Genomic DNA, 22218 nt, shown 5'->3' with positions numbered 1-22218 from the left:
TCGTGGCCTAGCTTCTCCGGATGCGGAGGATGCACGCGACGACGGCGAGCACGATCACGAACGCGCCGTACCCGGCGACGACCGGCCCGAGCCCGAGCATCGGCACCAGGAGGCCCGCGACGACGGTCGGGATCCCGAACGCCAGGTACGAGAACAGGAAGATCACCGAGAACACGTCGGCGCGCTGCGTCGCGGGGATGTTCGGGGCGAGCGCACTCACGACGCCGAAGAACGCGGTGCCGAAGCCGGCGCCGGTGACCGCCGCCGCGGCGAGGTACCCGGGCAGGGAACCGAGGCCGAGCGCGACGAGCGAGAGCGCTGTGCCGAGGGCGAGGGCCGCGGTGCCGAACACGGTCACGGTGCGCGGACCGCGATGCCGGATCGCGAGCGCCGCGACGGCGCCCGTTCCCGCGAGCAGCGCGACCGAGAGCCCCTGCGCGAGGTGCGCGGTGCCGCCGAGCTGCGCGCGCACGATGCTGGCGCCGAAGGACAGGAAGAGGCCGCCCGTCGCCCAGCCCGCGACGATGGCGGGCGCGCTGCGCCAGAAGTCGGCGCGGATGCCGAGCGGCAGCGAGAGCCGGAACGCGAGCGAGGCGAGCGCGCCCGGCCTGCGCGGCGCGGTCTCGGGCGCGAACACGAAGAGCAGCGCGAGCAGCACGTAGAGCGCCGCGAGCGGACCGAAGACGTCGGCCATGGCCTCGCGGGTCAGGTCGAGCGCGATCCCCGAGACGAGCGCGCCCAGCGCGAGCCCGATGCCGGGCCCGAGCGCGTTCCAGATCGCGGCGGATCCGGGTCGCGAGGCGGGTTCGAGGTCGGTGATCGAGGCCGAGAGCGAGGAGAGCAGCAGGCCGCTCGCGACCCCCTGGATCACGCGGGCGACGACGAGCAGGGCGACCGAGTCGGCGTGCCAGAACACGGCGAGTCCCCCGGCCAGCACCAGCAGGCCGACGATCGCGACCGGGCGGCGCCCGATGTGGTCGGAGATCGATCCCGCGGTGAGCAGTGTGAGCAGCAGCGCGAGCGCGTAGACCGCGAAGACCGCCGAGATGGTCGACGGGCCGAAGCCGATGGACTCGGCGAGCACGGGGTAGAACGGCGAGGGCGCGCTCGCTCCGGCCATCATCGCGATGAGCGAGACGACCGAGAGCGCGCGGGCGGCGCGCTCGCCGCGCACCGCGGAGTCGGCGGGGCGCGCGGCGACGACGGGGACGGATCCGGTCGCGGATGCGGTGTCTGCGGTCATGGGATCCCCTCGCTCGGTCGACCGGCCGGTCAGCCATTCAGTTCGAAAATGCTCGAACGATTGGAGCGTAGTCGACGCGAGCGAATGGTTCAAGTATTATCGAACCATGTCGAATCCCAGCGACCTCGCGCACCCCGACCGGGCGCAGATCGCCCTGCCCGAGGTGCTGTTCGCGCTCAGCGACCCCGACCGGCTCGCCATCGCACGCCAGCTCGCCGACGGACCGCTCGACATGGCGTCCTGCCACGCGACCGACCCGAACCTGCCGAAGTCGACGAAGTCCCACCTCATGAAGGTGCTGCGCGAGGCCGGCGTGATCCGCAACGAGCCCAACGGACGCCGCCGACGGCTGACGCTGCGCCGGGAAGACCTCGATGCCCGCTTCCCCGGGCTCCTCGACGCCGTGCTGCGCGACCCCGAACAGGGCTGAGCCGCGCACGAAGCGCGAACGGCGCCGATCACGAGGGATCGACGCCGTTCGCGAGCGGAGCTCCGCTCGGGTCAGCCGGTGTACCCGCGCAGCTGCGCGAGCACGGCATCGGACACCACGCCCGAACCGCCCAGCACGACGATCTTGTCGATCTTGCGCTTCGACTTGAGCGTCTGCAGCGCCGTCGCGGTGCTGGACGGGATCGCACCCGCCTCGACGAGCAGGATCGGGGCGTTCTGCACCGCTGCGACCGGAGCCGCCGCCAGCGCGTCGGGCAGGCCGAGGCCGTTCGCCACGTAGACGGTGGCCGCGCCCGAACCGAACGCCTGGGTGGTCACGGTCGCCGCGGTCGAGTAGCGGTCGCTGCCGGCCCACCGGACGATGCTCGGGTTCGACCCGGCCGCGGCGGCGAGCTTCGACTCGAGCGCCTTCGGCACCACGCCGGTGCCGCCGAGCACCACGATCTTCTTCGGCTTCAGCGCGGCCAGGCGGGCTGCGGTGACGCTCGGGACCGAGCCGGTGGCCACCAGGAGGATCGGGGAGTTCCCGATCCCCGCGACCGGCGCCGAGGCGAGCGCGTCGGGCAGGCCGAGACCGTTGGCGACGTACACCGTGTCGACGGTTCCGGGGAAGGCGCGCTTCGCCACGTCCGCCGCGGTCGCGTAACGGTCGCTGCCGTTCCAGCGCTCGACCGCGCTCGCGCCCGACGCCGCCTTGACCTTGGCGATCATGGCGTCGGAGATCACTCCGGTACCTCCGAGGAGGACGATCTTCGCGGGCTTCAGGCGCTTCAGCTCGGCCGCCGTCGCAGCCGGGATGGCGTTCGTCTCGACCAGCAGGATCGGCGACTTGCCGTGACCCGCGACGGGTGCCGCGGCGAGCGCGTCGGGCAGCCCGACGCCATTGGCGAGGTAGACCGTGCCGCCGGTCTGCGTGAACGACGCCTTCGAGACGTTCGCCGCGGTCTCGTAGCGCGAGCCCCCGGCGAGTCGGGTGGCGACCCCGGGGACCGGCGGAGCCTTCGGGGTGACCGCGGCGGAGGCGGCGGAGAGCCCCGACGCACCGTACCCGGTGAAGGCCTGCACCTTGAAGGTGTACGCGGTCCCGTTGGTGAGGCCGGTCACGATGACGCTCTTGGCGCCGGTGGTGGTGACCGTCTTCACCGCGGTCGCACCCGAGTAGGCGGTCACGGAGTACTGGTAGACGACGGCGCCGTTGAGATCGGTCGGGGTGGTCCAGGAGACGGTGGCCTGCGCATTGCCAGCGGTCGCGGAGACCGTGGCCGGTGCGTTGGGGCCGCCGCGACGCATGGTGATATTCGGCACCGTCTTCGTTCCGGGGGTGGTGGCGTTCAGAGCACTGCTGCTCGCCTGGTCCGGGACGACCGTCGCGGAACCGCTCTTCCAGAAGCCGTAGTCCCCGCGGCCGTTCTGGAAGGAGATGCGATAGTTCGCGGCCGGCAGGTTGATGATGCTCCACTTGCCCGCCGCATCGGTCACCGCGGTGTGCTGACCGCCGTTCGAGCTGGCGATGTCATCCGCACCGACGTAGATACCGGCAGCGGGCTTGCCGTCGGGATCGGTGACCGTCCCGGTCGCGACGATACCGGTACCGGCGAAGACGAGATCGAGGCCGCTGCGGCCGCCGGCGGGCACGGTGAAGGTGCTGCCGCCCGAGTAGGCGCTGCTCGCACCGCCGACCCAGCCTTCGAGCGTGTAGTCACCGGGCAGGACGTACGCGCTCCACGCGGTGGAGCCGTTCGCAGCCTGGGCCTCGATGCCGCCGAAGTACTTGCCTGCGCTGCCGTTCTTGCCGGTGAACGCGGCCCAGGCCCGCGTGGGGGCCGGGTATCCCGAGAGCGTGAAATTGCCCGAGACCTTCACTCCGGACTGCAGCGTCAGGGTTCCGAGCGCAAATGTGCCGCCTCCGTCGAAGACGCGCATCTGGCTCGAATCCCCCGTGGCCAGCTTGCCGCTCGTATCGAGCACCGATCCCGCGTAGGGGGCCGGGCCGTGGACGCTCAGCACGAAACGGGTCGACAGGTCGCTGACCAGGGTGAAGGTGCCGTCGGCCTTGGTGGTGGCGCTGCGCGGAGGCGGCGAGAAGGTGTCGCCCATGTTCGGTTCCGCCGTGAGCTTCGCCCCAGCGACCGGCTGCCCGGCCGAGTTCACGATCTTGCCGGAGATCGTCGTGATCTTCGCGACCTGCGGGTCCGACGCGTGCGCCGGAGCGATGCCGACGCCTGCGCCCGTCGCGATACCGCTCACCGCGAGGAGCGCACCCAGCGCCCACGCGAATGCACCGCGCGCGATTCGCCGACCCGGCGCGCTTCCCCGCGCGTCGTTCGTACTCTTGATCTGCATATTCTGTCCCCACCCGGTTCGGTCGGCCGCGCAGGCATCCGAGGGCGCCCGGCGAGCCGGAATGTCAGGAGCAGCCTAAGCGACGAAATCGCAGATCACAGAGTCGAATCAGATTCAAGTAATTTGCGCCCGCATATCCCGCCTGGCGTATTCGATATTTGCAATCGGATTCAACCAATATTGCAATCGGATTCAACTGAATTGCAATCGATTTCAACTTTTCAGTCCCGCTCGAAGCCCGCGCCGATACGCTGGATCCGTGGCTTCCGATTCGACCGCTCCGAGCGCAGCGGCACTCGTGCGCTACGACCGTCGGTATCGCCGCGACGGCGTCACCATGGCCTACACCGAGACCCTGGGCCCGAAGCCGACCGTGTTCGTCCTCGTGCACGGAATCGGCATGGGCCGGGCGGTCTACGCGGACCTCGCCGATGCCCTCGCCGCACACGGCCGGGTCCTGGCACCCGACCTGCCCGGCTTCGGCGACTCCCCCGAGCCCGGCAGCGCCGCGACGCTCGAGCAGACCGCCGAGACCGTCTCGAGATTCATCGCGACAGAGGCCCCCGGCCCCGTCGTGCTCATCGGACACTCCATGGGAACCCAGATCGTCGCCGAGATCGCGCTGCGGCACCCCGAGCAGGTGTCGGGGCTCGTGCTCATCGCCCCGACGGTCAATCGGCACGAGCGCACCGCGCTGCGGCAGGCCGCGCGCATGGTGCAGGACCTCACCGGCGAGCAGCCGAAGGTGCTGCTGCTCGGCACCTGGCAGTACGCGAAGACGAGCCCGCTCTGGTTCGCGAACAAGCTCCGATTCATGCTCGCGCACCACCTGGAGAACATCTGCCCCGGGATCCGCACCCCGACCCTCGTGCTGCGCGGCGAGACCGATCGGGTCTGCCCGCGCGATTGGGTCTCGGAGGTCGCGGCGCTCCTTCCCGACTCCGAGATGGCGGAGCTCGACGGCCGCGGCCACGAGGCCGTGATCCGAAGCGCGGAACCGGCGGCGTCCATGATCGTCGACTTCCTCGACCGGAAGCGAGTCGGGACCGACTGAGCGCGAAACCGGGCGCGATCCGATCAGGCCGGATCGCGCCAGTAGGTCTGCGCGCTCCCGCCGTCGTCGAGCCGGACCACTGCGTAGGGCGCGTACCCGAGACGCTCGTAGCGGGCGTCGTTCGCCGGATTCGAGGACTCGAGGTAGGTGGGGATGCCCGCCGCGTCGTACCGTTCCAGGCCGGCCCGCAGCAGGGACATGCCGTACCCGCCGCCCCGCGCACCCGGCGCCACTGCGAGCAGCGTCAGATAGGCGTGGGGGTCCGTCGGCCGGGCCGCGCCGAACTGCTCGCCAGAGCGGAACATCGCCGGCGCCGCCTCGGGCCCGAGCAGATCCACGACCATCGTCTCGTAGGCGTCGTGCGCGTCCTCGGCGACCTCGTCGGCCCCGGGCGGCAGCCAGACCGAGATCGCGCGCAGCCCGCCCGCCTCGCCCTCGAGCACGAGGGAGTCGGGGTGCCGCAGCGCCTCGTCGACCATGAACCGCCAGTAGGCGCGGGTCTGGGCCTCGCGGCGGGCGGGATCGGGCTCCGGGAACAGCGGGCCCCAGACCGGATCGGGGAGGAACGCGGCGCTGAGGATCCGTGCCATCGCGTCAGCGTCGCCCGCGGTCGCCGGACGTACGCCCTCGGGCAGCTGAAGCTGGGTCATCAATCGTTCCTCGGAGTCGTTCCATCGCCCGCCTCGGGTTCGACGGCGGGGCCCGACGCCCCCGGCTTCGCCAGCAGAGCGTCGCGCACCACGATAGCGCGTCGGATGTCGGCCATGATCGGGTCGAAGAAGCGCTCGCGGTAGCGCGCCTCGCTCACCGCGGAGAACACGAACGGCAGCGTCGAGATGATCGACAGCACGGCCGCGGATTTGACGAGGTTGACGGTGATCGGCAGCGTCGCGCCGCCGACCACGAGCGGCTCCACGCGCAGCGGGTGCGCGGGAGTGCCCGGCCCCACCCACAGCTCCACCACCCCGACGGGGACCGCGATCCCGCCGATGATCATGAGCAGCGACCAGAGCAGCGCGGCGAAGAGCAGCGCCTGCATGAGCTGGGCGACCGCCATCACGAGCAGCAGGTTGATCCGTTGGATCAGGCGCAGCGGCCGGGTCGGAGCTTGCTCCGCGCCGGGACGCCCCTCGACCGGGGTCCCGGTCAAGAGGTGCCCGCGCTCGTCGGCGCTGAGCACGCGACCCATGTCGTCGATCTCAGAGGCGCAGACGCGGAGCACGACGACGAGCGCCAGCGCGCCGACGACCAGCCCGACCAGGGCGATGCTGCCCCAGTGGAGCGCGGAGGACATCTGCCACACCTCGGCCGAGAAGAACGCGAAGACGACGAGCATGAGGATCACGGGGAGCGCGATCGAGGCCATGTGCCCCACCGCCGAGGCGTTGCGCACCGCGAGCCGGGTGCCCCAGGACAGCAGCGCACCGCCCCCCATGCCGGTGATGAGCATGCAGACGAGGACCGTCGCGATCGCGGAGAAGGCCGGGCCGACGGTGGCACCGGGCTTCGCCAGATATCCGCCGACGATCAGCAGCGCCAGGCAGACGAGGATCAGGGCGACGCCGACCGCGTTGCCGACCGCGGGCGAGAGTCGCCGCATCGCCGCGCGCACCAACCGGTATCCGGCCCAGGCGAGCAGCGCGAGGATCGCGAGCACCACGAGCACGATGGTGACGACGATCCACTGCCCGTCGTCGACTTCGGGCACCAAGCGCACGGCCTCGTCGATCGCGCGTTCGAACTGGTCGTCGCTGAGCGCCGCCAGGATCGTGACGGCGGTGACGAGCGGCGCGACCCGGCGGGGCAGGTCGATGAACCAGCGGCGCAGCGGCACGAAGGTGGGGAGACCGAGCTCGCGGAACCACCGGTCGATCCGGCGACCAGCGGCCCGTGCGCCGGTCCTCGGCGGCGATGACGATGCGGTGCTCACGAGAGCGACACTACACAGCCCGGCCTGGACCCTGTGCCGCGCAGCGTGCAGGATGAGGGGACCGGCCCTCGGCATCGGGAATCGCCCGCGCCGGACAGGAGCAGAGATGAATCTCTCGAAGAACGAGGCGTGGGACGCCGTGCACGACGAGCGTCTGCGACTCGCGGACGACCTCGCGACGATCGCGGCGGCGGACTGGCAACGGCCCTCCCTCTGCCCCGGCTGGAGCGTCCACGACGTCCTGGCGCACCTGCTCGACACCGCCCGCACCGGACGCGTCGCGTTCGTGCGGAGCATGATCGCCGCTCGGGGCGATTTCGACCGCGCCAACGCCGATGGGATCCGTCGATGCAAGGATCCGGACCCCGCGCGGACGCTCGCGGAGTTCCGCGCGTCCGCAGGCCTCCGACGGACCCCTCCGGCGAACCTCGCGACGCGGCTCGTCGAGGCGATCGTGCACGGCGAGGACGTGCGCCGACCGCTCGGCCTCTCGGGCGACTACCCGGCCCCGGCCGTGCGGGGCGCGCTCGATTACCAACTGCGCACCCGTGTCTCGTTCGGCGGTGGAGCGGAACGCGCCGCCGGTCTCCGCCTGATCTCCGCGGACTCCGGAGCGGCCCGGGGCGAGGGACCCGAGGTGCGGGGAACCGAGCTCGACCTGCTGATGGCGGTGTCGGGACGCCCCGTGCCGGTCGCAGCGTTCGACGGCCCAGGAGCCGAGCTGCTCGCCGCCCGCTCGGCTCAGAGCTCGATCCAGTAGCGGCGCAATCGCGGGTACCCGACGTCGGACGCGTCGATGAGGTCGCCCAGCACGCCTCCGGCGCCCTCGATGGTGCGCGCGGATCCCGGATTGTCGTCGTCGCAGGTGATCATCACCCGATCGATCCCGCGCTCGCGCGCCTGGTCCAGCGCGAGCCGGAGCGCCGCACCGGCGTAGCCGCGCCGTCGGCTCGACGGCTTCACCGAGTAGCCGATGTGCCCGCCGGCGTGCGCGAGGTACGCGTTCAGCTCCCAGCGGAGTCCGATGAACCCGACGACCTCGTCGCCGTCGACGATCCAGAAGTGGTCCGCGTGGACCTTGTCGGCGGGGATCTCGGCGTCGGGATCCGCGAAGCGCTCCGCGAGTTCCACCAGCGCCGCGCAGCTCGCGCGGTCGGGAACCGTGCTCGCGTCCATGCCCATGCCGTGGACGTCCGCGCCGCCGAACTCCGCGAGCGCTTCACCCCAGGCGTCGCAGAGATCCATCGTGGGGCGAACGAGCGTGGCGGCCATGCGACCAGTCAAGCAGACGCGCGCGCGGCGCGGACCCCGCGCTCCATCGCCCAGATCCCGCCCGCGAGCGCGGAGGCGCCCATGCCGTACGCGACCCAGCCCGCGATGCCCGGCACGAGGAGCGAGACGGCGAGCTCTCCGATCAGCACGCCGACCGTGACGAACGCCGGGAGGATCGCCGCACCCCGGGCCGCCGCCACCGCGACGGGATCGGGCCGACCGTCCCGGGTGATCGCGCGTACGTAGCGCAGGAAGAAGAGGAAGAACACGCCGACCGCGATCGCGGTCGCCCAGGGCCCGAACCCGCTCATGCCGCACGCTCTCGGTTCGCGGGACGGGACGGGTTCGCTCGGGTGGATGGGGCAGGCACCGTTCGACGGTAGCGCACCTCGGCGCGCGGGCCGGAGCGCGGTCGAGGGGGGCCGGGGCGGGGCGGGTCAGTCGAGCACCGCGCGCAGCCAGCGCTCGGTGCGCGCGGCGGTCGCGCCGTCGGGATCCAGCCGCGGGTTGAGGATCGACACGCTGATCCCCAGGAATCCGGGGTCGAGCGCCAGCGGGCGCACGATCTTCGTCAGCTGCTCCCAGTCGAGCCCGCCCGCGAGCGGGTAGTCGATCGCCGGGAACGCCGCAGTGCTCAGCACGTCGAAGTCGATGTGCACCCAGAACCCGTCGGACTCCGAGGCGCGCAGCCGGGCGAGCGCCCGAGACGCCGCCTCGTCGGCCCCGCCCCCTCGGAGCTCCGGCTCGTCGATCACGAGCACGGCGGGGTGCGCCTCGGCGGGCAACGGGGAACCGGAGTCCCGCATTTCGTCGTGGTCGCGGGGGCCGATGACCACGAGCCGTTCGTCCTCGACGGACCGCTCCGCGCCCGAGAGCCCCGAGAGTTCGGCCGGGCCCGCTCCGAGCAGGATCCCGACCTCCATGTCAGCAACCTCGCCCGTCTCGCTGCGGTGCGGCTCGTGCATGTCGAAGTGCCCGTCGATGAACACGAGCCCCGCGTCCGGTCGGATCCGCCGTACCGCGGCGAAGGTGCCCAGCAGGATGCTGCAGCAGCCACCCGTCACGAGCGGACGCTCGCCGGTCCGCAGCACCGGCTCCAACGCGTCGCGCACCACCACCGAGGCGTTCACCAGGTCGGCGAAGCCGATGATCCCGGTGTCGGAGTCGCGTCGCGGATCGGCGAGCACCGCCTGCACGTTGCCCCGATCCTGCACCGGCCAGCCCGCCATGCCGGCTTCCCGCAGCGCCGCGGGCATGAGCTCGCACCCCGCGAATCGGCCGGAGGAGTCCATGGGAATGCCGATGACACCGTCGATGATCATGCGTTCACGCAACCAGTCCGCGACGAACCGGTCAAGACCCGGAACCCGAGAACGCCCGACCGATCAGCTTCGCGTAGAGGGCCTCCAGCGGCCCCATCGCGAACATGATGACCATCGAGTAGTAGCCGATGGCGGGCGACAGCACCGCGATGAGCAGCGAGAGCCCGAAGAGCGTGGCCATCGCCAAGTCGACGGCCGTGCCGTCGCGCAGCGTGGACAGCGGAGTCGTGTGCAGTTCGGGGTTGCGGCGCAGATAGAGCCGGATCACGAGCGAGAGGAGCGCGGTGACGATCATGCTGCCGATGTAGAGGACGCGGGCGAGCGAATCCTCCCCCGACATCTGCCCCGAGATCGAGGTCGCGACCGGCAGCCAGACGATCGAGAGCATCCAGGCGGCGAGCAGCCACAGCAGCCGGTTCGACACGAGGTGCACGTGCGCGAACAGGCGGTGGTGGCTCATCCAGAACATCGCGATGATCACGAAGCTCAGGCCGAAGCTGAGCAGCTGGTCGCGATGGCCGCCGAGCCACTCGAGCGTGTCCTCGCCCGAGGATGAGGCCTCGCCCACGCTCTCCATGAGCGGCAGGATCAGCAGCGTCATCGCGATCGCGACGACGGCGTCCACGAAGGCCTTCGGCCGCTCGGCGGCGTAGTTGCGGGATTCTTCGTCGGGACGACCCTCGCTCATGCGACGGATGCTAGCACCGGCCGTCCGCATCGCACGGCAGCCCCGCTTGGATCCGGCCCGTGTTCGGTGCCATGCTGGGCGCGACACCGAGGAGGCCGCCCATGGAATCGATCGCACTGCTGTTCGTGCTCGGAGCCCTGCTCGTCATCGGGAGCAGCTGGCTCGCGCCGAAGATCGGCATCGCCGCGCCGATCCTCCTCGTAGTGCTCGGCATCGGTGCGAGCTTCATCCCCGGGCAGGAGCCGCTCGACATCCCGCCGGAGCTGATCCTCACCGTCGTGCTGCCGCCGATCCTGTACGCCGCGGCCGTCAACGTGCCGATGACCGACTTCCGCCGCAACTTCGGCGCCATCAGCGGCCTGTCGGTCGTGCTGGTCGTGCTCTCCTCCGTCCTCATCGGCTTCCTGCTCACCTGGCTGCTGCCCGGGCTGCCCCTGCCGATCGGCATCGCGCTCGGCGCGGTGGTCTCTCCGCCGGACGCGGTCGCCGCGACCTCGATCGGCAAGCGCCTCGGACTGCCGCCGCGCCTCGTCACCGTGCTCGAGGGCGAGGGGCTCGTGAACGACGCGACCGCGCTGGTGCTGCTGCGCTCCGCGGTCGCCGCAGCGGCCGGCGGTTTCGCGTTCCTCGACGTCGCCTCCGACTTCGCGTTCTCGGTGGTCGTCGCCCTGCTCATCGGCGCCGTCGTTGGCGTCGTGACGGTCTGGGTGCGCTCGCGCATCGACCAGCCGACGCTCACCACCGCGATCTCGTTCGTCGTCCCCTTCCTCGCGTTCCTCCCCGCCGAGGCGCTCGACGCCTCCGGCGTCCTCGCCGTCGTCGTCGCGGGGCTCGTCACCGGTTTCAAAGCGACCCGCCACCTCACGGCCCAGGACCGGATCAGCGAGCGGATGAACTGGCGCACGATCCAGCTCGTGCTCGAGAACGGCGTGTTCCTCGTGATGGGGTACGAGATCTCGACGATCATCGCCGAGGTGCAGCGGGACGGCCTGAGCGTGTGGGCCGCCGTCGGGATCGGTCTGATCGTCGTTCTCGCGCTGCTCATCATCCGGATGTTCTTCACCTGGCCGCTGCTGCTCTCCGCACGCAGGCAGCAGCGCAAGGCCGAACGGCACCTCGAGCGCGCCGACCAGTTCCTGCAGCGGATCGACGCCGCGCAGATCGACCTCGCCGACCGCGGCCCGCGCTGGGAGCGCTTCGGCGCTCGCCTGCAGCGGCGGCGCACCGAGTGGCAGGCGCTCGCGGGCGAGGGGCTCGGCTGGCGGGGCGGTGCGGTGATCGCGTGGTCAGGCATGCGCGGCGTGGTCACGCTCGCCGCAGCGCAGTCGCTGCCGGACACGGTGCCGTTCCGTCCGCAGCTGGTGCTGATCGCGTTCACGGTCGCGGTCTTCACGCTCGTGTTCTACGGCTCCACCCTGCCCCTCGTGATCCGGTGGCTCGGGATCTCGGGGCCCGATGAGGAGGCCCGCAACACCGAGGTGCAGGAGCTCGTTGACCTGCTCATCACCGCGGGATCCGAGCGGCTGAACAGCCCCGAGCTGCGACGCGCCGACGGCGAGGCCTACGATCCCGAGCACATCGAGGACGTGACCGCGCGCCGGGCCCAGCTGGCGCAGGACTTCTGGGAGATCCGGTACGCGCCCGAGTCGGGATCCGCCGCGCAGCGCAACGCGCTGTTCCGCGAGATGCTGAGCGCCGAACAGGCGGCGCTCATCGACGCCCGGGCCTCGGGGCAGTACTCGTCGGAGGCGCTCGAGCTCGCGCAGATGGTGCTCGACACCGATCTCGCGCGCACCTCGCAGAACGGCACGATCGGGTGACGACGCGTTGACCTGAGGGGCGGCCGGCTTGTCTGAGCGGGCACGACCCGCGCGCCGACCTCGACGCACCGCGCGCCCGGATGCCAGCCTCGAAGGGAGTGCGCGGCAAGGATGCCGCGACGGAGAGGAGTTCTCATGTCGGAGCAGCTCGGCGAGGGCGTGCAGCCTCGCACCGCGATCGTGGTCGGAGCCGGATCCTCGGGGTCGGTGGTCGCGCGCAGGCTCGCGGACGCCGGGGTCGCGGTCACGGTGCTCGAGGCGGGCGGCGAGGACGGCAATCCCGCGATCCACGATCCGAGCCGCATGGGCGAGCTCTGGCACGGACCCGACGACTGGGACTACTTCACGGAGCCGCAGCCCGGCGCGAACGGGCATCGCCTGCACTGGCCGCGCGGCAAGGTGCTCGGCGGATCCCATTCGCTGAACGCCATGATCTGGGTGCGCTGCACCCCGCAGGACTTCGACCATTGGGAATCGCTCGGCAACCCCGGCTGGGGCTGGAACGACGTGCTGCCCGTCTACCGCAGCATCGAGAACTTCCACGGATCGGGCGACCCGGCGCTGCACGGCACCGACGGCCTGCTCGACGTCACCGACGAGTACCCCCTCTCCCCGATCCAGCGGTCGATCATCGACGCCGCGGTCGAGGAGGGGCTGCCGCTCAACCCCGACTACAACGGCGCCGAGATCGAGGGCGTCTCGAAGCAGCAGGTGACGATCCGCGACGGCCGCCGCTTCAACACCTACATGGCCTATCTGAAGCCGGTGCGGGATCGCGTCGCGGTCGAGACCGGCTGCCACGTGCACGAGCTGATCTTCGCCGAGGATGCGGACGCGGACCCCGCCGCGCGCCCGCGGGTGATCGGCGTGCGCTTCGCCCAGGCCGGAGAGCTGCGGGAGCTGTTCGCCGACGAGGTGATCCTCGCGGCCGGCGCGATCGACTCCCCGCGGGTGCTGCTGCGATCGGGCATCGGCCCGGCCGACGAGCTGCGCGAGGTCGGGATCGAGCCGCGGGTCGATCTGCCCGGCGTCGGCAAGAACCTGCACGACCACTACCTCGCGCCCGTCATCTTCGCCGCCGAGCGCCCCATCGATCCGCCTCGCGAGGGCGTCTCGGTGACCCAGTCGCACCTGTTCTGGAAGAGCCGCCCCGAGCTCGACCGGCCCGACACCCAGCCGATCCTGTTCTCGGTGCCGATGTACGGCGACTTCCTGGAGCCCGCGGGCGACAACGGATTCTCGCTCATGGGCGGCCTCGTGACGCCGAGCTCACGCGGTTCCATCACCCTGTCGGGGCCGGCGCCCACGGATCCGCTGCGCCTCGACCCGCAGGCCCTCAGCCACGAGGACGACGTCGCATCGCTCGTCGCCTCGGTGCGGCAGTGCCGCCGGATCGGCACGCAGTCGGCGCTGGCCGCGGCTCCCGAGGACGGCGGCTGGGGCGCGACCGAGGTCTACCCCGGTCCGGGGATCGGCGACGGCGAGGATCTCGTCGACTACGTGCGCAGCACCCTGGCGACCTACCACCACCAGGTCGGAACCTGCAAGATGGGCGTCGACGAGCTGGCCGTCGTCTCGCCCCGCCTCGCGGTGCACGGCGTCGACGGGTTGCGCGTGATCGACGCCTCGATCATGCCCCGCGTGACCACGGGCAACACGAACGCGCCCGCCGTGCTGATCGGCGAGCTCGGCGCGGGCTTCGTGCTCGCCGGCGAGCGGTAGGCGCGCGATGGACGGCGGTGCAGCGGCGTTCGCGCCCGGACTGTTCGCGGGGCGCACGGTGCTGGTCACCGGAGGGACCTCGGGCATCGGGCTCGCGGCGGCCGAGCTGTTCGCCGGGCTCGGCGCCCGGGTGATCGCGATCGGCCTCGGCGCCGACCGCACCCCGGTGCCGCCCGGGGCCCCGATCGAGCTGCACGAGGTGGACGTCACCGACGAGGCCGCGGTGCGCGCTGTGATCGACGGGCTCGACCGGCTCGACGTGCTGGTGCCCGCCGCGGGGATCAGCCTGGGCGAGCGCGAGCTGGAGTGGGAGGCGTTCGAACGGGTGCTGTCGATCCAGCTCGGCGCCGTGTACCGGGTGGCCGAGCTGTCCCGCCCGCTGCTGCGCGCCTCGGGCGGATCGCTCATCACGATCGCGTCGATGTTCGCCTTCTTCGGCGGAGGATCGCGCGCGGCCTACTCGGCGGCGAAGGGCGGCGTGGTGCAGCTCACCAAGTCGCTCGCCGAGGCGTGGGCCGCCGACGGGATCCGAGTGAACTCGGTGGCTCCCGGGTGGATCGAGACGCCGCTCGCGGCCGGGCTCGACGAGCCCACGAAGGAGCGGATCCTGTCGCGCACCCCGCTGGGCCGCTTCGGCGCGGCCGACGAAGTGGCCGCAGCGATCGCGTTCCTCGCGTCCGATGCGGCGTCCTTCATCACCGGAGCGGTGCTGCCGGTGGACGGCGGGTATCTGACCGTCGCGATCTGAGCTGAGGCTCAGACGCCGACCGTGCGGAAGCCCGCGTTGCCCATGGACGACCCCGGGGTGTTCCGCGAGCGCGCGGAGTTGCGGTAGCGGTTGCAGTACGACGGATGGCACAGGTGGCTGCCACCGCGCAGCACGCGCTCGGGGCCGCTCTCGGGGCCGCGCGGGTCCCGCACCGGCTCGGCCCCGGCTACACGCGCCGCGTACGTCGCTGCGTCGAAGCGGTCGGCGCACCACTCCCAGACGTTGCCGACGGGCTGCCACAGGCCGTAGCCGTTGGGCGCGTAGCTGCGCACCGGCGCCGTGCCGATCCAGCCGTCGTCGACCGTGTTGTGCGCGGGGAAGGATCCCTGCCAGACGTTCGCCCGCCACACCCCGTCGCTGCCGTCGATGGGCGCGTCGCCCCAGGGGTGCCGGGCGCCCTCGAGGCCGCCACGAGCGGCGCGCTCCCACTCCGCCTCCGTGGGCAGGCGCCGACCGGCCCAGGCGCAGTACGCGTTCGCGTCGTTCCAGGTGACGTGCACGACGGGGTGGTCCTCGAGCCCGACGAGCGAGGAGGCCCGGCCGCCGGGATGCCGCCAGTCGGCGCCGCGGACGCCGATCCACCACGGCGTGCCCGGGACGGGCCCGGTGATGTCGGCGGTGGGCGCGTCGACGAGCAGGTGGAACACCGCGGAGGCCCCGAGCCGCTCGGCCTCGGTGACGTAGCCGGTAGCCGAGACGAAGCGGGCGAATTGCAGGTTCGTGACGGCGGTCGCGTCGATCCCGAACGCGCCCAGCTCGACCGCGTGCACCGGGCGCTCCCCGTCGGCCTCGATGCCGTCGCCGGAGGAATCCCCCATCGCGAAGACCCCGGCCGGGATCGCGCACTGCTCGGAGTCGTGCGCCGCCGTGCCCGTTCCCGGCATCGCGGGGGCCGGGAGCGGCACCGTCGGCGATGCGTGGCCGACCGCGGCTCCGGTAGCCTCCGCAGCGCGCGGTGAGCAGCAGGCTCCGTGCGGCTCAGGCTGCGGCATCCCGCGCCTCCGCTGCCGGACGACCGCCGCGCAGCTCGGCGATCATCGCGTCGATGCTCGCGTGCATGGCGGGATCGGTCGCGGCTTCGGGCGTCAGCACCGCCATCATCTGCCAGCCGGCATTGTGCGCCGAGACGCGGTTCACCTCGTTCTCGATGTCGTGGTCCGGGGCGAGTTCACCGTCCTCCCGCGCCTCGGCGAGGAAGCGGCGGATCAGATCGCGCCGCTTGAGGATGTTGTCGTGGTGGATCTCCCAGAGCTCCGGGTCCTGCGCAGCCCGGTCCCAGAACGAGAGCACAACGCGGGACTTCTGGGGGCCGGCCTCCTCGAACGGCAGCAGCTCCTCGGACATCCGCCGCAGCGCCTCGAGCCCGCGCACCCCGGCGCAGCGCGCGATGGTGCGCTCGTGGGACCCGTTGAAGACGTGCAGGAACGCCGCGGTCAGCAGGCTCTGCTTGTTGGGGAAGTAGCGGGTGATGGCACCGTGCGCGTACCCGGCCTCGGCGGCGATCTCCCGCATCGTCACGCGCTCGAAGCCGTGGTTGATGATGATCTGGGTCACCGCTTCGACGATGTGCGTACGGCGCTCGTCGTGATCGACAATCTTCGGCATGCGTCCCTCCCGATGCATCGATCATAGGGAACCCGGTCCCCGGTACGACCGAGTTTCGGCCCGCGAACGGCTTTTCGTCACCAATTGGTGACGAAACGTTACCGGACCGAAATCTTTCGCGGCCACTTGGAGATTATTCTTTGAGTCGCCACCTGGTGATTAAAAGGGTGCGAGCTCGCCGCTCTCCCCCACGTCGACGAAGGAGTCGCTCATGAAGAAGTCCAACCGCCTGCTGGCCGCACTCGCCCTGATCCCCGCGGTCGCGCTCGCGCTCACCGCCTGCGCCTCGGGCAGCGGCGACGCGGGTGCCGAGGGCTCCGGCGGCTCCGGCGGCCTGACGAAGCTCAAGGTCGCCACGATCGGCCTCACGTCGGACGGCAGCCTCCTCACCGGCATCCAGCAGGGCTTCTTCACGGATGAGGGCCTCGAGATCGAGACCTCGATCGTCGCGAACCCGCCCGCAGGCCTCGCAGCGGTGCAGGGCGGCCAGGTCGACATCGCCTACTCGCCGAGCATCCCGCTGCTGAACGCGCTGAGCCAGGGCGTCCCGATCAAGGTGATTGGCGCGGCCGACGGCTACCCCGCCGACGCGTCGGCGGTGAAGGACCCCGCGGCGTTCGACGACACCGGTCTCTTCGCGAGCCCCGCGAGCGGCATCACCTCGGTCAAGGATCTGAAGGGCAAGACCATCGCGATCCCCGCCCGCAAGGCGCAGCTCGAGGTCGTGATCGCCGGCGAGCTCGAGAAGGCCGGGATCGATCCCACCACCGGGGTCAACTGGGTGGTGCTCGATTTCACCTCCGCCGTCGCCGCGCTGAAGAGCGGCAAGGTCGACGCAGCAGGGCTCGTCAGCCCCTTCACCACCGAGGCCGCGTCCCTCGGCGCGAAGCAGCTCGCCGCACCCTCCATCGGATTCTTCGAGACCGGCGCGACCGGTCTCTGGACCGCGGGCAGCTCCACGGTCGAGCAGAAGAAGCAGGCCATCGAGGCGTTCCAGCGGGCCATCGTCAAGTCCAACGAGTACGCCACCGCGCACCCGAAGGAGGCCATCGAGGCGGGGCTGAAGTACACGGGATCGAAGCTGACGGTCGATGAGGTCAAGGTGCCCGTCTGGCCCACCGCGGTGAAGCTCGAGGATCTGCAGCGCCCGAACGACAAGATGGTCGCGCTCGGCTTCCTCCAGAAGCCCGTGCAGCTCGACGGCGTGATCTTCGGAGGCTGATCCGGCACCATGCGCTCACCCCGACTTCTGCAATTCGGCACCGGCGCCCTCGGCGTCGTGGCGGCGCTCGGCCTTTGGCAGCTCGCCGCCACGACGGGGCCGCTCGCCGACTCCCCGCTGCCGACCGCGACCGAGGCGATCGCCGCGCTGCTCGGCCTGCTCGGCACGCCCGCCATGTGGATCGCCACGTGGGACACCGTCGCCATGACGCTCGCCGGGCTCGTCATCGCGGCCGTCGCCGGCATCCTGCTCGGCATCGGGATCGGGGTCTCCCCGCTCGCGATGCACGCGACCCGGGTTCCCCTCGAATTCCTGAAGCCGATCCCGCCGATCGTGATCCTGCCCATCGTCGTGCTCGTGCTCGGCCCCACCGCCGGCATGGGGATCTTCCTCGTCTTCATCGGCTGTTTCGTCTCGATCGTCGTGCAGGCCTCAGCCGGGGTATTCGACACCGATCCGGTCGCGACCGCGACAGGGCGCTCGTACGGTCTCGGCCGGAGCGAGATCCTCGCCCGGATCGTGCTGCCGAGCGCGCTCCCCTACATCGGTACCGCGATCCGCGTCGCCGCACCCACCGCGCTCATCGTCGCGGTCGTCGCCGGCCTCCTCGGCGGCGGGCCCGGCCTCGGCCAGAGCCTGCTGCTCACCCAGATCGCGGGCGACCAGAGCAAGCTCTTCGCCTACGTGCTCGTGCTCGGGATCCTCGGGCTCATCGTGCAGGGCCTCAGCCAGTGGGGCGAGCGCCGGCTGCTGCACTGGCATCCCCAGCACCGGAAGCAGGTGGCCTGATGACCCTCACCTCGACCGTCCTCGTCCGCACGCGCGAGGCCCGCAGACAGCGCCGTTCCGGTGTGCCGAGATGGGCGCTGATCGGCGCCGAGATCGCGGTCCCGGTCCTGCTGCTCGCCGCCTGGTGGTTCGCCTCGGCGAACTCCACCAACACGTTCTTCCCGCCGCTCCGCACGATCCTGACCCGGCTCGCGGAGCTCTCCGCGACCCCGGCGTTCTGGACGAACGTCGGCTCGTCCGTGGGCAATCTCCTGCTCTCCTTCCTGCTCGCCTGCGCGATCGGCGTCGGGCTCGGCATCGCCCTCGGCACCGTGCGCTGGCTGTCGTGGCTCCTCGAGCCGACGATCCACTTCTTCCGCGCGATCCCGCCGGTCGCCCTCGTGCCGATCTTCGTGTCACTGCTCGGCTTCGGCAACGAGACCCGTATCCTCGCGATCACGCTCTCGGCGGTGTTCCCGGTGCTCATCTCGACGATCGACGGCATCCGGGCGCTCGATCCCGAGCGCGTGAGCGTCGGCCGGATCTACCGGATCGGTCGGTGGGACCGGATCGTCACGATCTCCCTGCCCGAGGCCAGCCCGCGGATTCTCTCCGGCGTGCAGGTGAGCCTCATCACCGCGTTCGTCGTCATGATCGCGAGCGAGATGCTCGGATCATCGCTCGGCCTCGGCGCGATGACCCTGCTCGCGCAGCAGTCCTTCATGATCGCCGACATGTGGGTCGGCATCCTCGTCCTGGGCATCCTCGGCTACGTCGCGAACGCCCTGCTCGTACTCCTCCGGCGCCGCGTGCTGCGCTGGTACATCGCCATCCGACAGCAGGAGAAGAACCTATGAACGCCACCGCACTCGACGCCCCCGCGCGGCTCAGCGTCTCGGGCCTCGCGAAGACCTACGAGACGAAGAAGGGCGCGGTCCCGGTCATCGCCGACCTCACGTTCGACGTGCAGGCCGCCGAGATCGTCTGCATCGTCGGTCCGTCCGGCATCGGCAAGACGACGCTGCTGAAGTGCCTGACCGGGCTGCAGTCGATCTCGTCGGGCTCGGCCCGGATCGACGGCAAGCCGATCGACGGGCCGCCTGAGGAGATGGCGCTCGTATTCCAGGAGTACACGCGTTCGCTCATGCCCTGGCTGACGGTCGAGAAGAACGTGCGCCTCCCGCTCAAGCACCTCCGACTACCGAAGGCCGAACAGGCGGAGCGCATCGCTTCGGCCCTGGCCGCCGTGGGGCTCTCGGGCGCCGAGGCGAAGTATCCGTGGCAGCTCTCGGGCGGCATGCAGCAGCGCGTCGCGATCGCCCGCGCCATCGCCTACCGCCCCGAGGTGCTCGTGATGGACGAGCCGTTCGCCTCGGTCGATGCGCAGACCCGTTTCGAACTCGAGGACCTCTGCCTGCGCGTCCGCGAGCAGTTCGGCATGACCATCGTCGTCGTCACGCACGACATCGACGAGGCCGTGTACCTGTCGGACCGGATCGTCGTGCTCGGCGAGCGGCCGGCCCGGGTGACCCGCATCATCGACGTCGGTCTCGAGGGCGCGCGGGATCAGATCGCGACCCGCGCGAGGCCCGAGTTCGCCGAGCTGCGCACCGAGGTCTTCGAGCTGATCCGGAAGGCGGGCTAGCCCGTGGCGGAACAGGAACGACGGGGGTACGAGGGTTTCGGCGGCCGCGTCGGCGAGTTCGCATCCGAGTCCGAACCCTGGTGGCGCCCCCGGTACACAGCCCGGACCGACGCCCCCAACGTCGTGGTCGTGCTCATCGACGATCTCGGCTTCAGCGACCTCGGACCGTTCGGCAGCGAGATCCCGACACCCAGCATCGATCGGATCGCGGGCGACGGCTGGGTCTTCACCAACTACCGCACGGCCCCCATGTGCTCGCCCGCGCGGGCCGCGCTCATGACGGGGCTGAACCCGCACCGCGCGGGCTTCGGCTACGTCGCGCACACCGATCCCGGATATCCCGGTTTCACCTGCGAACTACCGGAGGACGCCCCGACCCTCGCCGAGTCGCTGCGCGCCGGCGGCTACGCCACCTTCATGGTCGGCAAGTGGCACCTGACGTCGGAGTCACGACTGCACGACGCGGCCGATCGCTCATCGTGGCCGCTGCAGCGCGGCTTCGACCACTACTTCGGCAGCATGGACGGCTTCACCTCGCTGCACCATCCGCACCGGCTCGTGCGCGACAACTCGGTGGTCGACGTGCCGGAGTTCCCCGAGGGGTACTTCCTCACCGACGAGCTCACCGACGCGGCGCTCGCCATGATCGACGAGCTGCGGGTCAACGACGCCGCGAAGCCGTTCTTCCTGTACTTCGCGCACACCTCGGTGCACGGCCCGATCCAGGCGAAGGCCCCCGACATCGCCCGGCACCGGGGTCGCTACGCGGACGGCTGGAACGCCCTGCGCGAGGCGCGCTTCGCGCGGCAGCGCGAACTCGGGATCGTGCCTGATCGCGCCCAGCTGCCGAGCGGCGATCAGGCCGACGACGACCGGATCCCCCGCTGGGAGTCGCTGAGCGCCGAGGAGCGCGAGCTGTTCGCCCGCCACATGGAGGTCTACGCCGCGGCGGTCGACGAGATCGACCAGAGCGTCGGCCGCCTCGTCGCGCGGCTGGAGGAGCTCGGCGAGCTGGAGAACACGGTGATCGTGCTGGCGAGCGACAACGGCGGCACCGCCGAGGGCGGGTCGAGCGGCACGCGCAGCTACTTCGCCCAGTTCGGGCACGCCGCCGCACTGCCCGACGACTGGGTGCGCGACGTGCCGCGCGATCCCGCCGAGATCGGCGGGCCGAAGCTCTTCAGCCAGTACCCGAGCGGCTGGGCGCGCGTCTCGAACACCCCGTTCCGCTCGTTCAAGTCGTCGACCTACGAGGGCGGAGTGCACGCACCGCTCGTCGTCTCCTGGCCGGCCTCGGGCATCGACGCGCGCGGCCTCCGCGACCAGTTCGTGTTCGTCTCGGATCTCGCCCCGACGATCCTCGATCTCGTGGGCGTTCCGCCCCTCGAATCGCGGCACGGCCGGCCGGCTCAGCAGCCCGACGGCCGCAGCCTCGCCGCCGTGCTGGGCGATCCCGGGGCGGAGGGCCGGGAGGCCCAGTACTTCGAGTGCGTGGGCCGCCGTGCGATGGTCGACGGCGACTGGAAGGCGCTGTCGAACGTGCCGCCGACACCGGCCGAGGGCGCCGCGGGCGGGTCCTGGGAACTCTACCGGCTCTCGGAGGACCCGACCGAGACCCGCGACCTGGCCGCGGCCGAACCCGAACGCGTCGCGGAGCTCGCCGGGCGGTGGCACGAGGAGGCCTGGCGCAACACCGTGTTCCCGCTCGACGACGACGGCTCGCTCCACGCCAACCGCCCCGCCTCGGAGGCTCCGCTCTCGGACCCCGTGACGCTCGTGCCGTTCCGGCCGCCGCTCGAACGGTTCCGAGCGGCGAAGCTCACGGTGCTGCGATCCTTCGCGGTGGAGGCGTCGCTTGACCTGGACCGCGAAGCCGCCGGCGTCGTCGTCGCCCACGGCGACCAGGGCGGCGGCTACCTCCTCGCGTTCGAGGACGGCGCTCCCCTGCTCACCTACAACGCCTACGGCGACATGCATCGCGCGCACGGCGCGGCGCTCTCCCCGGGACCGCACGAGCTGCTGCTGCGCGTCGACGAACTCGACGGCATGCGCTGGCGCCTGCGCCTCGACGTGGACGGCGCGACGGTGGCCGAGATCCCGGGGGTCCCGATGCTGCTCGGCATGGCGCCCTTCACCGGCATCAGCGTCGGCTACGACTACGGCGGCCCGGTCGACTGGGAACTGCACGAACGGCACGGGAGCTTCCGCTTCAGCGGCGGCACGATCCTGCGGCTCCGCTACGTGCCCGGCGCGCGCTCGCAGCACGACCGGACCGTGCTGCGCGAGATCGGCGCCGCGGTCGCCGCGATCGCCGACTGAGCGATCGCGGCGACCGCAGGCCCGGCGATCGCCTGCCTCCGGCCTG

Annotated in this window: 21 protein-coding genes; 11 read left to right on the top strand and 10 right to left on the bottom strand. The window is 71.3% G+C overall.

Annotated features, from left to right (window positions below; all coding sequences use genetic code 11):
- Nucleotides 1-7: 7 nt before the first annotated feature.
- A complete protein-coding gene (locus tag ABD169_RS04910; protein WP_344030048.1) occupies nucleotides 8-1243 on the bottom strand; it encodes an MFS transporter in 1236 nt (411 codons plus the stop codon).
- Nucleotides 1244-1349: 106 nt separating this feature from the next.
- On the opposite strand from ABD169_RS04910, the gene ABD169_RS04905 reads away from it, so the two are divergent.
- The gene (locus tag ABD169_RS04905) at nucleotides 1350-1673 is read left to right on the top strand and encodes an ArsR/SmtB family transcription factor (protein ID WP_046455409.1); all 324 of its coding nucleotides are present in this window, start codon (nucleotides 1350-1352) and stop codon (nucleotides 1671-1673) included.
- 71 nt (nucleotides 1674-1744) lie between these two features.
- On the opposite strand, the gene ABD169_RS04900 is transcribed toward ABD169_RS04905, so the two are convergent.
- The gene (locus ABD169_RS04900) at nucleotides 1745-3940 is read right to left on the bottom strand and encodes a cell wall-binding repeat-containing protein (protein WP_344030044.1); all 2196 of its coding nucleotides are present in this window, start codon (nucleotides 3938-3940) and stop codon (nucleotides 1745-1747) included.
- 355 nt (nucleotides 3941-4295) lie between these two features.
- On the opposite strand from ABD169_RS04900, the gene ABD169_RS04895 reads away from it, so the two are divergent.
- Nucleotides 4296-5090: an alpha/beta fold hydrolase gene (locus ABD169_RS04895; RefSeq protein ID WP_344030041.1), complete on the top strand. Its 795-nt coding sequence runs from the start codon at nucleotides 4296-4298 to the stop codon at nucleotides 5088-5090.
- Nucleotides 5091-5113: 23 nt separating this feature from the next.
- On the opposite strand, the gene ABD169_RS04890 is transcribed toward ABD169_RS04895, so the two are convergent.
- Both ABD169_RS04890 and ABD169_RS04885 read right to left on the bottom strand, forming a co-directional pair.
- Nucleotides 5114-5740, bottom strand: coding sequence for a GNAT family N-acetyltransferase (locus tag ABD169_RS04890; RefSeq protein ID WP_344030038.1), 627 nt, complete (start codon nucleotides 5738-5740; stop codon nucleotides 5114-5116).
- Nucleotides 5740-7020 carry a hypothetical protein gene (locus tag ABD169_RS04885; RefSeq protein ID WP_344030035.1) on the bottom strand — a complete coding sequence of 427 codons (1281 nt, stop codon included), beginning with the start codon at nucleotides 7018-7020 and terminating at the stop codon, nucleotides 5740-5742. The genes ABD169_RS04890 and ABD169_RS04885 overlap by 1 nt, the downstream gene beginning before the upstream one ends.
- Before the next feature lie 106 nt (nucleotides 7021-7126).
- On the opposite strand from ABD169_RS04885, the gene ABD169_RS04880 reads away from it, so the two are divergent.
- The gene (locus ABD169_RS04880; protein WP_344030032.1) at nucleotides 7127-7780 is read left to right on the top strand and encodes a maleylpyruvate isomerase family mycothiol-dependent enzyme; all 654 of its coding nucleotides are present in this window, start codon (nucleotides 7127-7129) and stop codon (nucleotides 7778-7780) included.
- Here ABD169_RS04880 and ABD169_RS04875 read toward each other — a convergent pair.
- The 4 genes from ABD169_RS04875 to ABD169_RS04860 form a co-directional block, all read right to left on the bottom strand.
- On the bottom strand, nucleotides 7762-8292 hold the full coding sequence (locus ABD169_RS04875; protein ID WP_344030030.1) for a GNAT family N-acetyltransferase: 531 nt from the start codon (nucleotides 8290-8292) through the stop codon (nucleotides 7762-7764). The two genes, ABD169_RS04880 and ABD169_RS04875, sit on opposite strands and share 19 nt — an antisense overlap.
- A gap of 8 nt (nucleotides 8293-8300) precedes the next feature.
- The gene (locus ABD169_RS04870; RefSeq protein ID WP_344030027.1) at nucleotides 8301-8603 is read right to left on the bottom strand and encodes a hypothetical protein; all 303 of its coding nucleotides are present in this window, start codon (nucleotides 8601-8603) and stop codon (nucleotides 8301-8303) included.
- A gap of 126 nt (nucleotides 8604-8729) precedes the next feature.
- Nucleotides 8730-9614, bottom strand: a complete 885-nt coding sequence (locus ABD169_RS04865; protein WP_344030024.1) for an arginase family protein — start codon at nucleotides 9612-9614, stop codon at nucleotides 8730-8732.
- Between the two features lie 31 nt (nucleotides 9615-9645).
- Nucleotides 9646-10302, bottom strand: a complete 657-nt coding sequence (locus tag ABD169_RS04860) for a TMEM175 family protein (protein WP_344030020.1) — start codon at nucleotides 10300-10302, stop codon at nucleotides 9646-9648.
- A 101-nt stretch (nucleotides 10303-10403) separates the two neighbouring features.
- Between ABD169_RS04860 and ABD169_RS04855 the strand changes: the two genes are divergently transcribed.
- From ABD169_RS04855 to ABD169_RS04845, 3 genes are all read left to right on the top strand, one after another.
- Entirely contained in the window at nucleotides 10404-12122 is a 1719-nt protein-coding gene (locus ABD169_RS04855) for a cation:proton antiporter (RefSeq protein ID WP_046455418.1), read from the top strand.
- 135 nt (nucleotides 12123-12257) lie between these two features.
- On the top strand, nucleotides 12258-13844 hold the full coding sequence (locus ABD169_RS04850; RefSeq protein ID WP_344030017.1) for a GMC family oxidoreductase: 1587 nt from the start codon (nucleotides 12258-12260) through the stop codon (nucleotides 13842-13844).
- A 7-nt stretch (nucleotides 13845-13851) separates the two neighbouring features.
- Entirely contained in the window at nucleotides 13852-14592 is a 741-nt protein-coding gene (locus tag ABD169_RS04845; RefSeq protein ID WP_344030014.1) for an SDR family NAD(P)-dependent oxidoreductase, read from the top strand.
- An 8-nt stretch (nucleotides 14593-14600) separates the two neighbouring features.
- On the opposite strand, the gene ABD169_RS04840 is transcribed toward ABD169_RS04845, so the two are convergent.
- Both ABD169_RS04840 and ABD169_RS04835 read right to left on the bottom strand, forming a co-directional pair.
- Nucleotides 14601-15605, bottom strand: a complete 1005-nt coding sequence (locus ABD169_RS04840) for a formylglycine-generating enzyme family protein (protein ID WP_344030011.1) — start codon at nucleotides 15603-15605, stop codon at nucleotides 14601-14603.
- Nucleotides 15592-16218, bottom strand: coding sequence for a TetR/AcrR family transcriptional regulator (locus tag ABD169_RS04835; RefSeq protein ID WP_344030008.1), 627 nt, complete (start codon nucleotides 16216-16218; stop codon nucleotides 15592-15594). The genes ABD169_RS04840 and ABD169_RS04835 overlap by 14 nt, the downstream gene beginning before the upstream one ends.
- A gap of 211 nt (nucleotides 16219-16429) precedes the next feature.
- Between ABD169_RS04835 and ABD169_RS04830 the strand changes: the two genes are divergently transcribed.
- From ABD169_RS04830 to ABD169_RS04810, 5 genes are read left to right on the top strand one after another with little or no spacing between them, the layout of a single operon-like run.
- The gene (locus ABD169_RS04830; RefSeq protein ID WP_046455422.1) at nucleotides 16430-17440 is read left to right on the top strand and encodes an ABC transporter substrate-binding protein; all 1011 of its coding nucleotides are present in this window, start codon (nucleotides 16430-16432) and stop codon (nucleotides 17438-17440) included.
- A 9-nt stretch (nucleotides 17441-17449) separates the two neighbouring features.
- Nucleotides 17450-18229, top strand: coding sequence for an ABC transporter permease (locus ABD169_RS04825; protein WP_344030003.1), 780 nt, complete (start codon nucleotides 17450-17452; stop codon nucleotides 18227-18229).
- Entirely contained in the window at nucleotides 18229-19065 is an 837-nt protein-coding gene (locus tag ABD169_RS04820) for an ABC transporter permease (protein WP_344030001.1), read from the top strand. Before ABD169_RS04825 ends, ABD169_RS04820 begins: the two co-directional genes overlap by 1 nt.
- Nucleotides 19062-19853, top strand: coding sequence for an ABC transporter ATP-binding protein (locus tag ABD169_RS04815; protein WP_084821075.1), 792 nt, complete (start codon nucleotides 19062-19064; stop codon nucleotides 19851-19853). Before ABD169_RS04820 ends, ABD169_RS04815 begins: the two co-directional genes overlap by 4 nt.
- Nucleotides 19854-19856: 3 nt before the next feature.
- Nucleotides 19857-22172 (top strand): sulfatase-like hydrolase/transferase, encoded by a 2316-nt coding sequence (locus tag ABD169_RS04810; protein ID WP_344029998.1) that lies wholly within the window; start codon nucleotides 19857-19859, stop codon nucleotides 22170-22172.
- The last annotated feature ends 46 nt before the right edge of the window (nucleotides 22173-22218 follow it).

The organism is Leucobacter iarius (genome assembly GCF_039530105.1).
GTDB lineage: Bacteria > Actinomycetota > Actinomycetes > Actinomycetales > Microbacteriaceae > Leucobacter > Leucobacter iarius.
The sequence above is the reverse complement of the archived record's forward strand: the minus strand, read 5'-3'. Positions and strand labels throughout refer to the sequence as shown.

Excerpts from the sequence above, each read along its gene's own strand:
- ABD169_RS04910 (WP_344030048.1), bottom strand. The coding sequence starts at position 1,243 with ATGACCGCAGACACCGCATCCGCGACCGGATCCGTCCCCGTCGTCGCC.
- ABD169_RS04830 (WP_046455422.1), top strand. The coding sequence starts at position 16,430 with ATGAAGAAGTCCAACCGCCTGCTGGCCGCACTCGCCCTGATCCCCGCG.
- ABD169_RS04870 (WP_344030027.1), bottom strand. The coding sequence starts at position 8,603 with ATGAGCGGGTTCGGGCCCTGGGCGACCGCGATCGCGGTCGGCGTGTTC.
- ABD169_RS04890 (WP_344030038.1), bottom strand. The coding sequence starts at position 5,740 with ATGACCCAGCTTCAGCTGCCCGAGGGCGTACGTCCGGCGACCGCGGGC.
- ABD169_RS04825 (WP_344030003.1), top strand. The coding sequence starts at position 17,450 with ATGCGCTCACCCCGACTTCTGCAATTCGGCACCGGCGCCCTCGGCGTC.
- ABD169_RS04860 (WP_344030020.1), bottom strand. The coding sequence starts at position 10,302 with ATGAGCGAGGGTCGTCCCGACGAAGAATCCCGCAACTACGCCGCCGAG.
- ABD169_RS04840 (WP_344030011.1), bottom strand. The coding sequence starts at position 15,605 with ATGCCGCAGCCTGAGCCGCACGGAGCCTGCTGCTCACCGCGCGCTGCG.
- ABD169_RS04875 (WP_344030030.1), bottom strand. The coding sequence starts at position 8,292 with ATGGCCGCCACGCTCGTTCGCCCCACGATGGATCTCTGCGACGCCTGG.
- ABD169_RS04845 (WP_344030014.1), top strand. The coding sequence starts at position 13,852 with ATGGACGGCGGTGCAGCGGCGTTCGCGCCCGGACTGTTCGCGGGGCGC.
- ABD169_RS04820 (WP_344030001.1), top strand. The coding sequence starts at position 18,229 with ATGACCCTCACCTCGACCGTCCTCGTCCGCACGCGCGAGGCCCGCAGA.
- ABD169_RS04905 (WP_046455409.1), top strand. The coding sequence starts at position 1,350 with ATGTCGAATCCCAGCGACCTCGCGCACCCCGACCGGGCGCAGATCGCC.
- ABD169_RS04880 (WP_344030032.1), top strand. The coding sequence starts at position 7,127 with ATGAATCTCTCGAAGAACGAGGCGTGGGACGCCGTGCACGACGAGCGT.
- ABD169_RS04850 (WP_344030017.1), top strand. The coding sequence starts at position 12,258 with ATGTCGGAGCAGCTCGGCGAGGGCGTGCAGCCTCGCACCGCGATCGTG.
- ABD169_RS04835 (WP_344030008.1), bottom strand. The coding sequence starts at position 16,218 with ATGCCGAAGATTGTCGATCACGACGAGCGCCGTACGCACATCGTCGAA.
- ABD169_RS04865 (WP_344030024.1), bottom strand. The coding sequence starts at position 9,614 with ATGATCATCGACGGTGTCATCGGCATTCCCATGGACTCCTCCGGCCGA.
- ABD169_RS04815 (WP_084821075.1), top strand. The coding sequence starts at position 19,062 with ATGAACGCCACCGCACTCGACGCCCCCGCGCGGCTCAGCGTCTCGGGC.
- ABD169_RS04855 (WP_046455418.1), top strand. The coding sequence starts at position 10,404 with ATGGAATCGATCGCACTGCTGTTCGTGCTCGGAGCCCTGCTCGTCATC.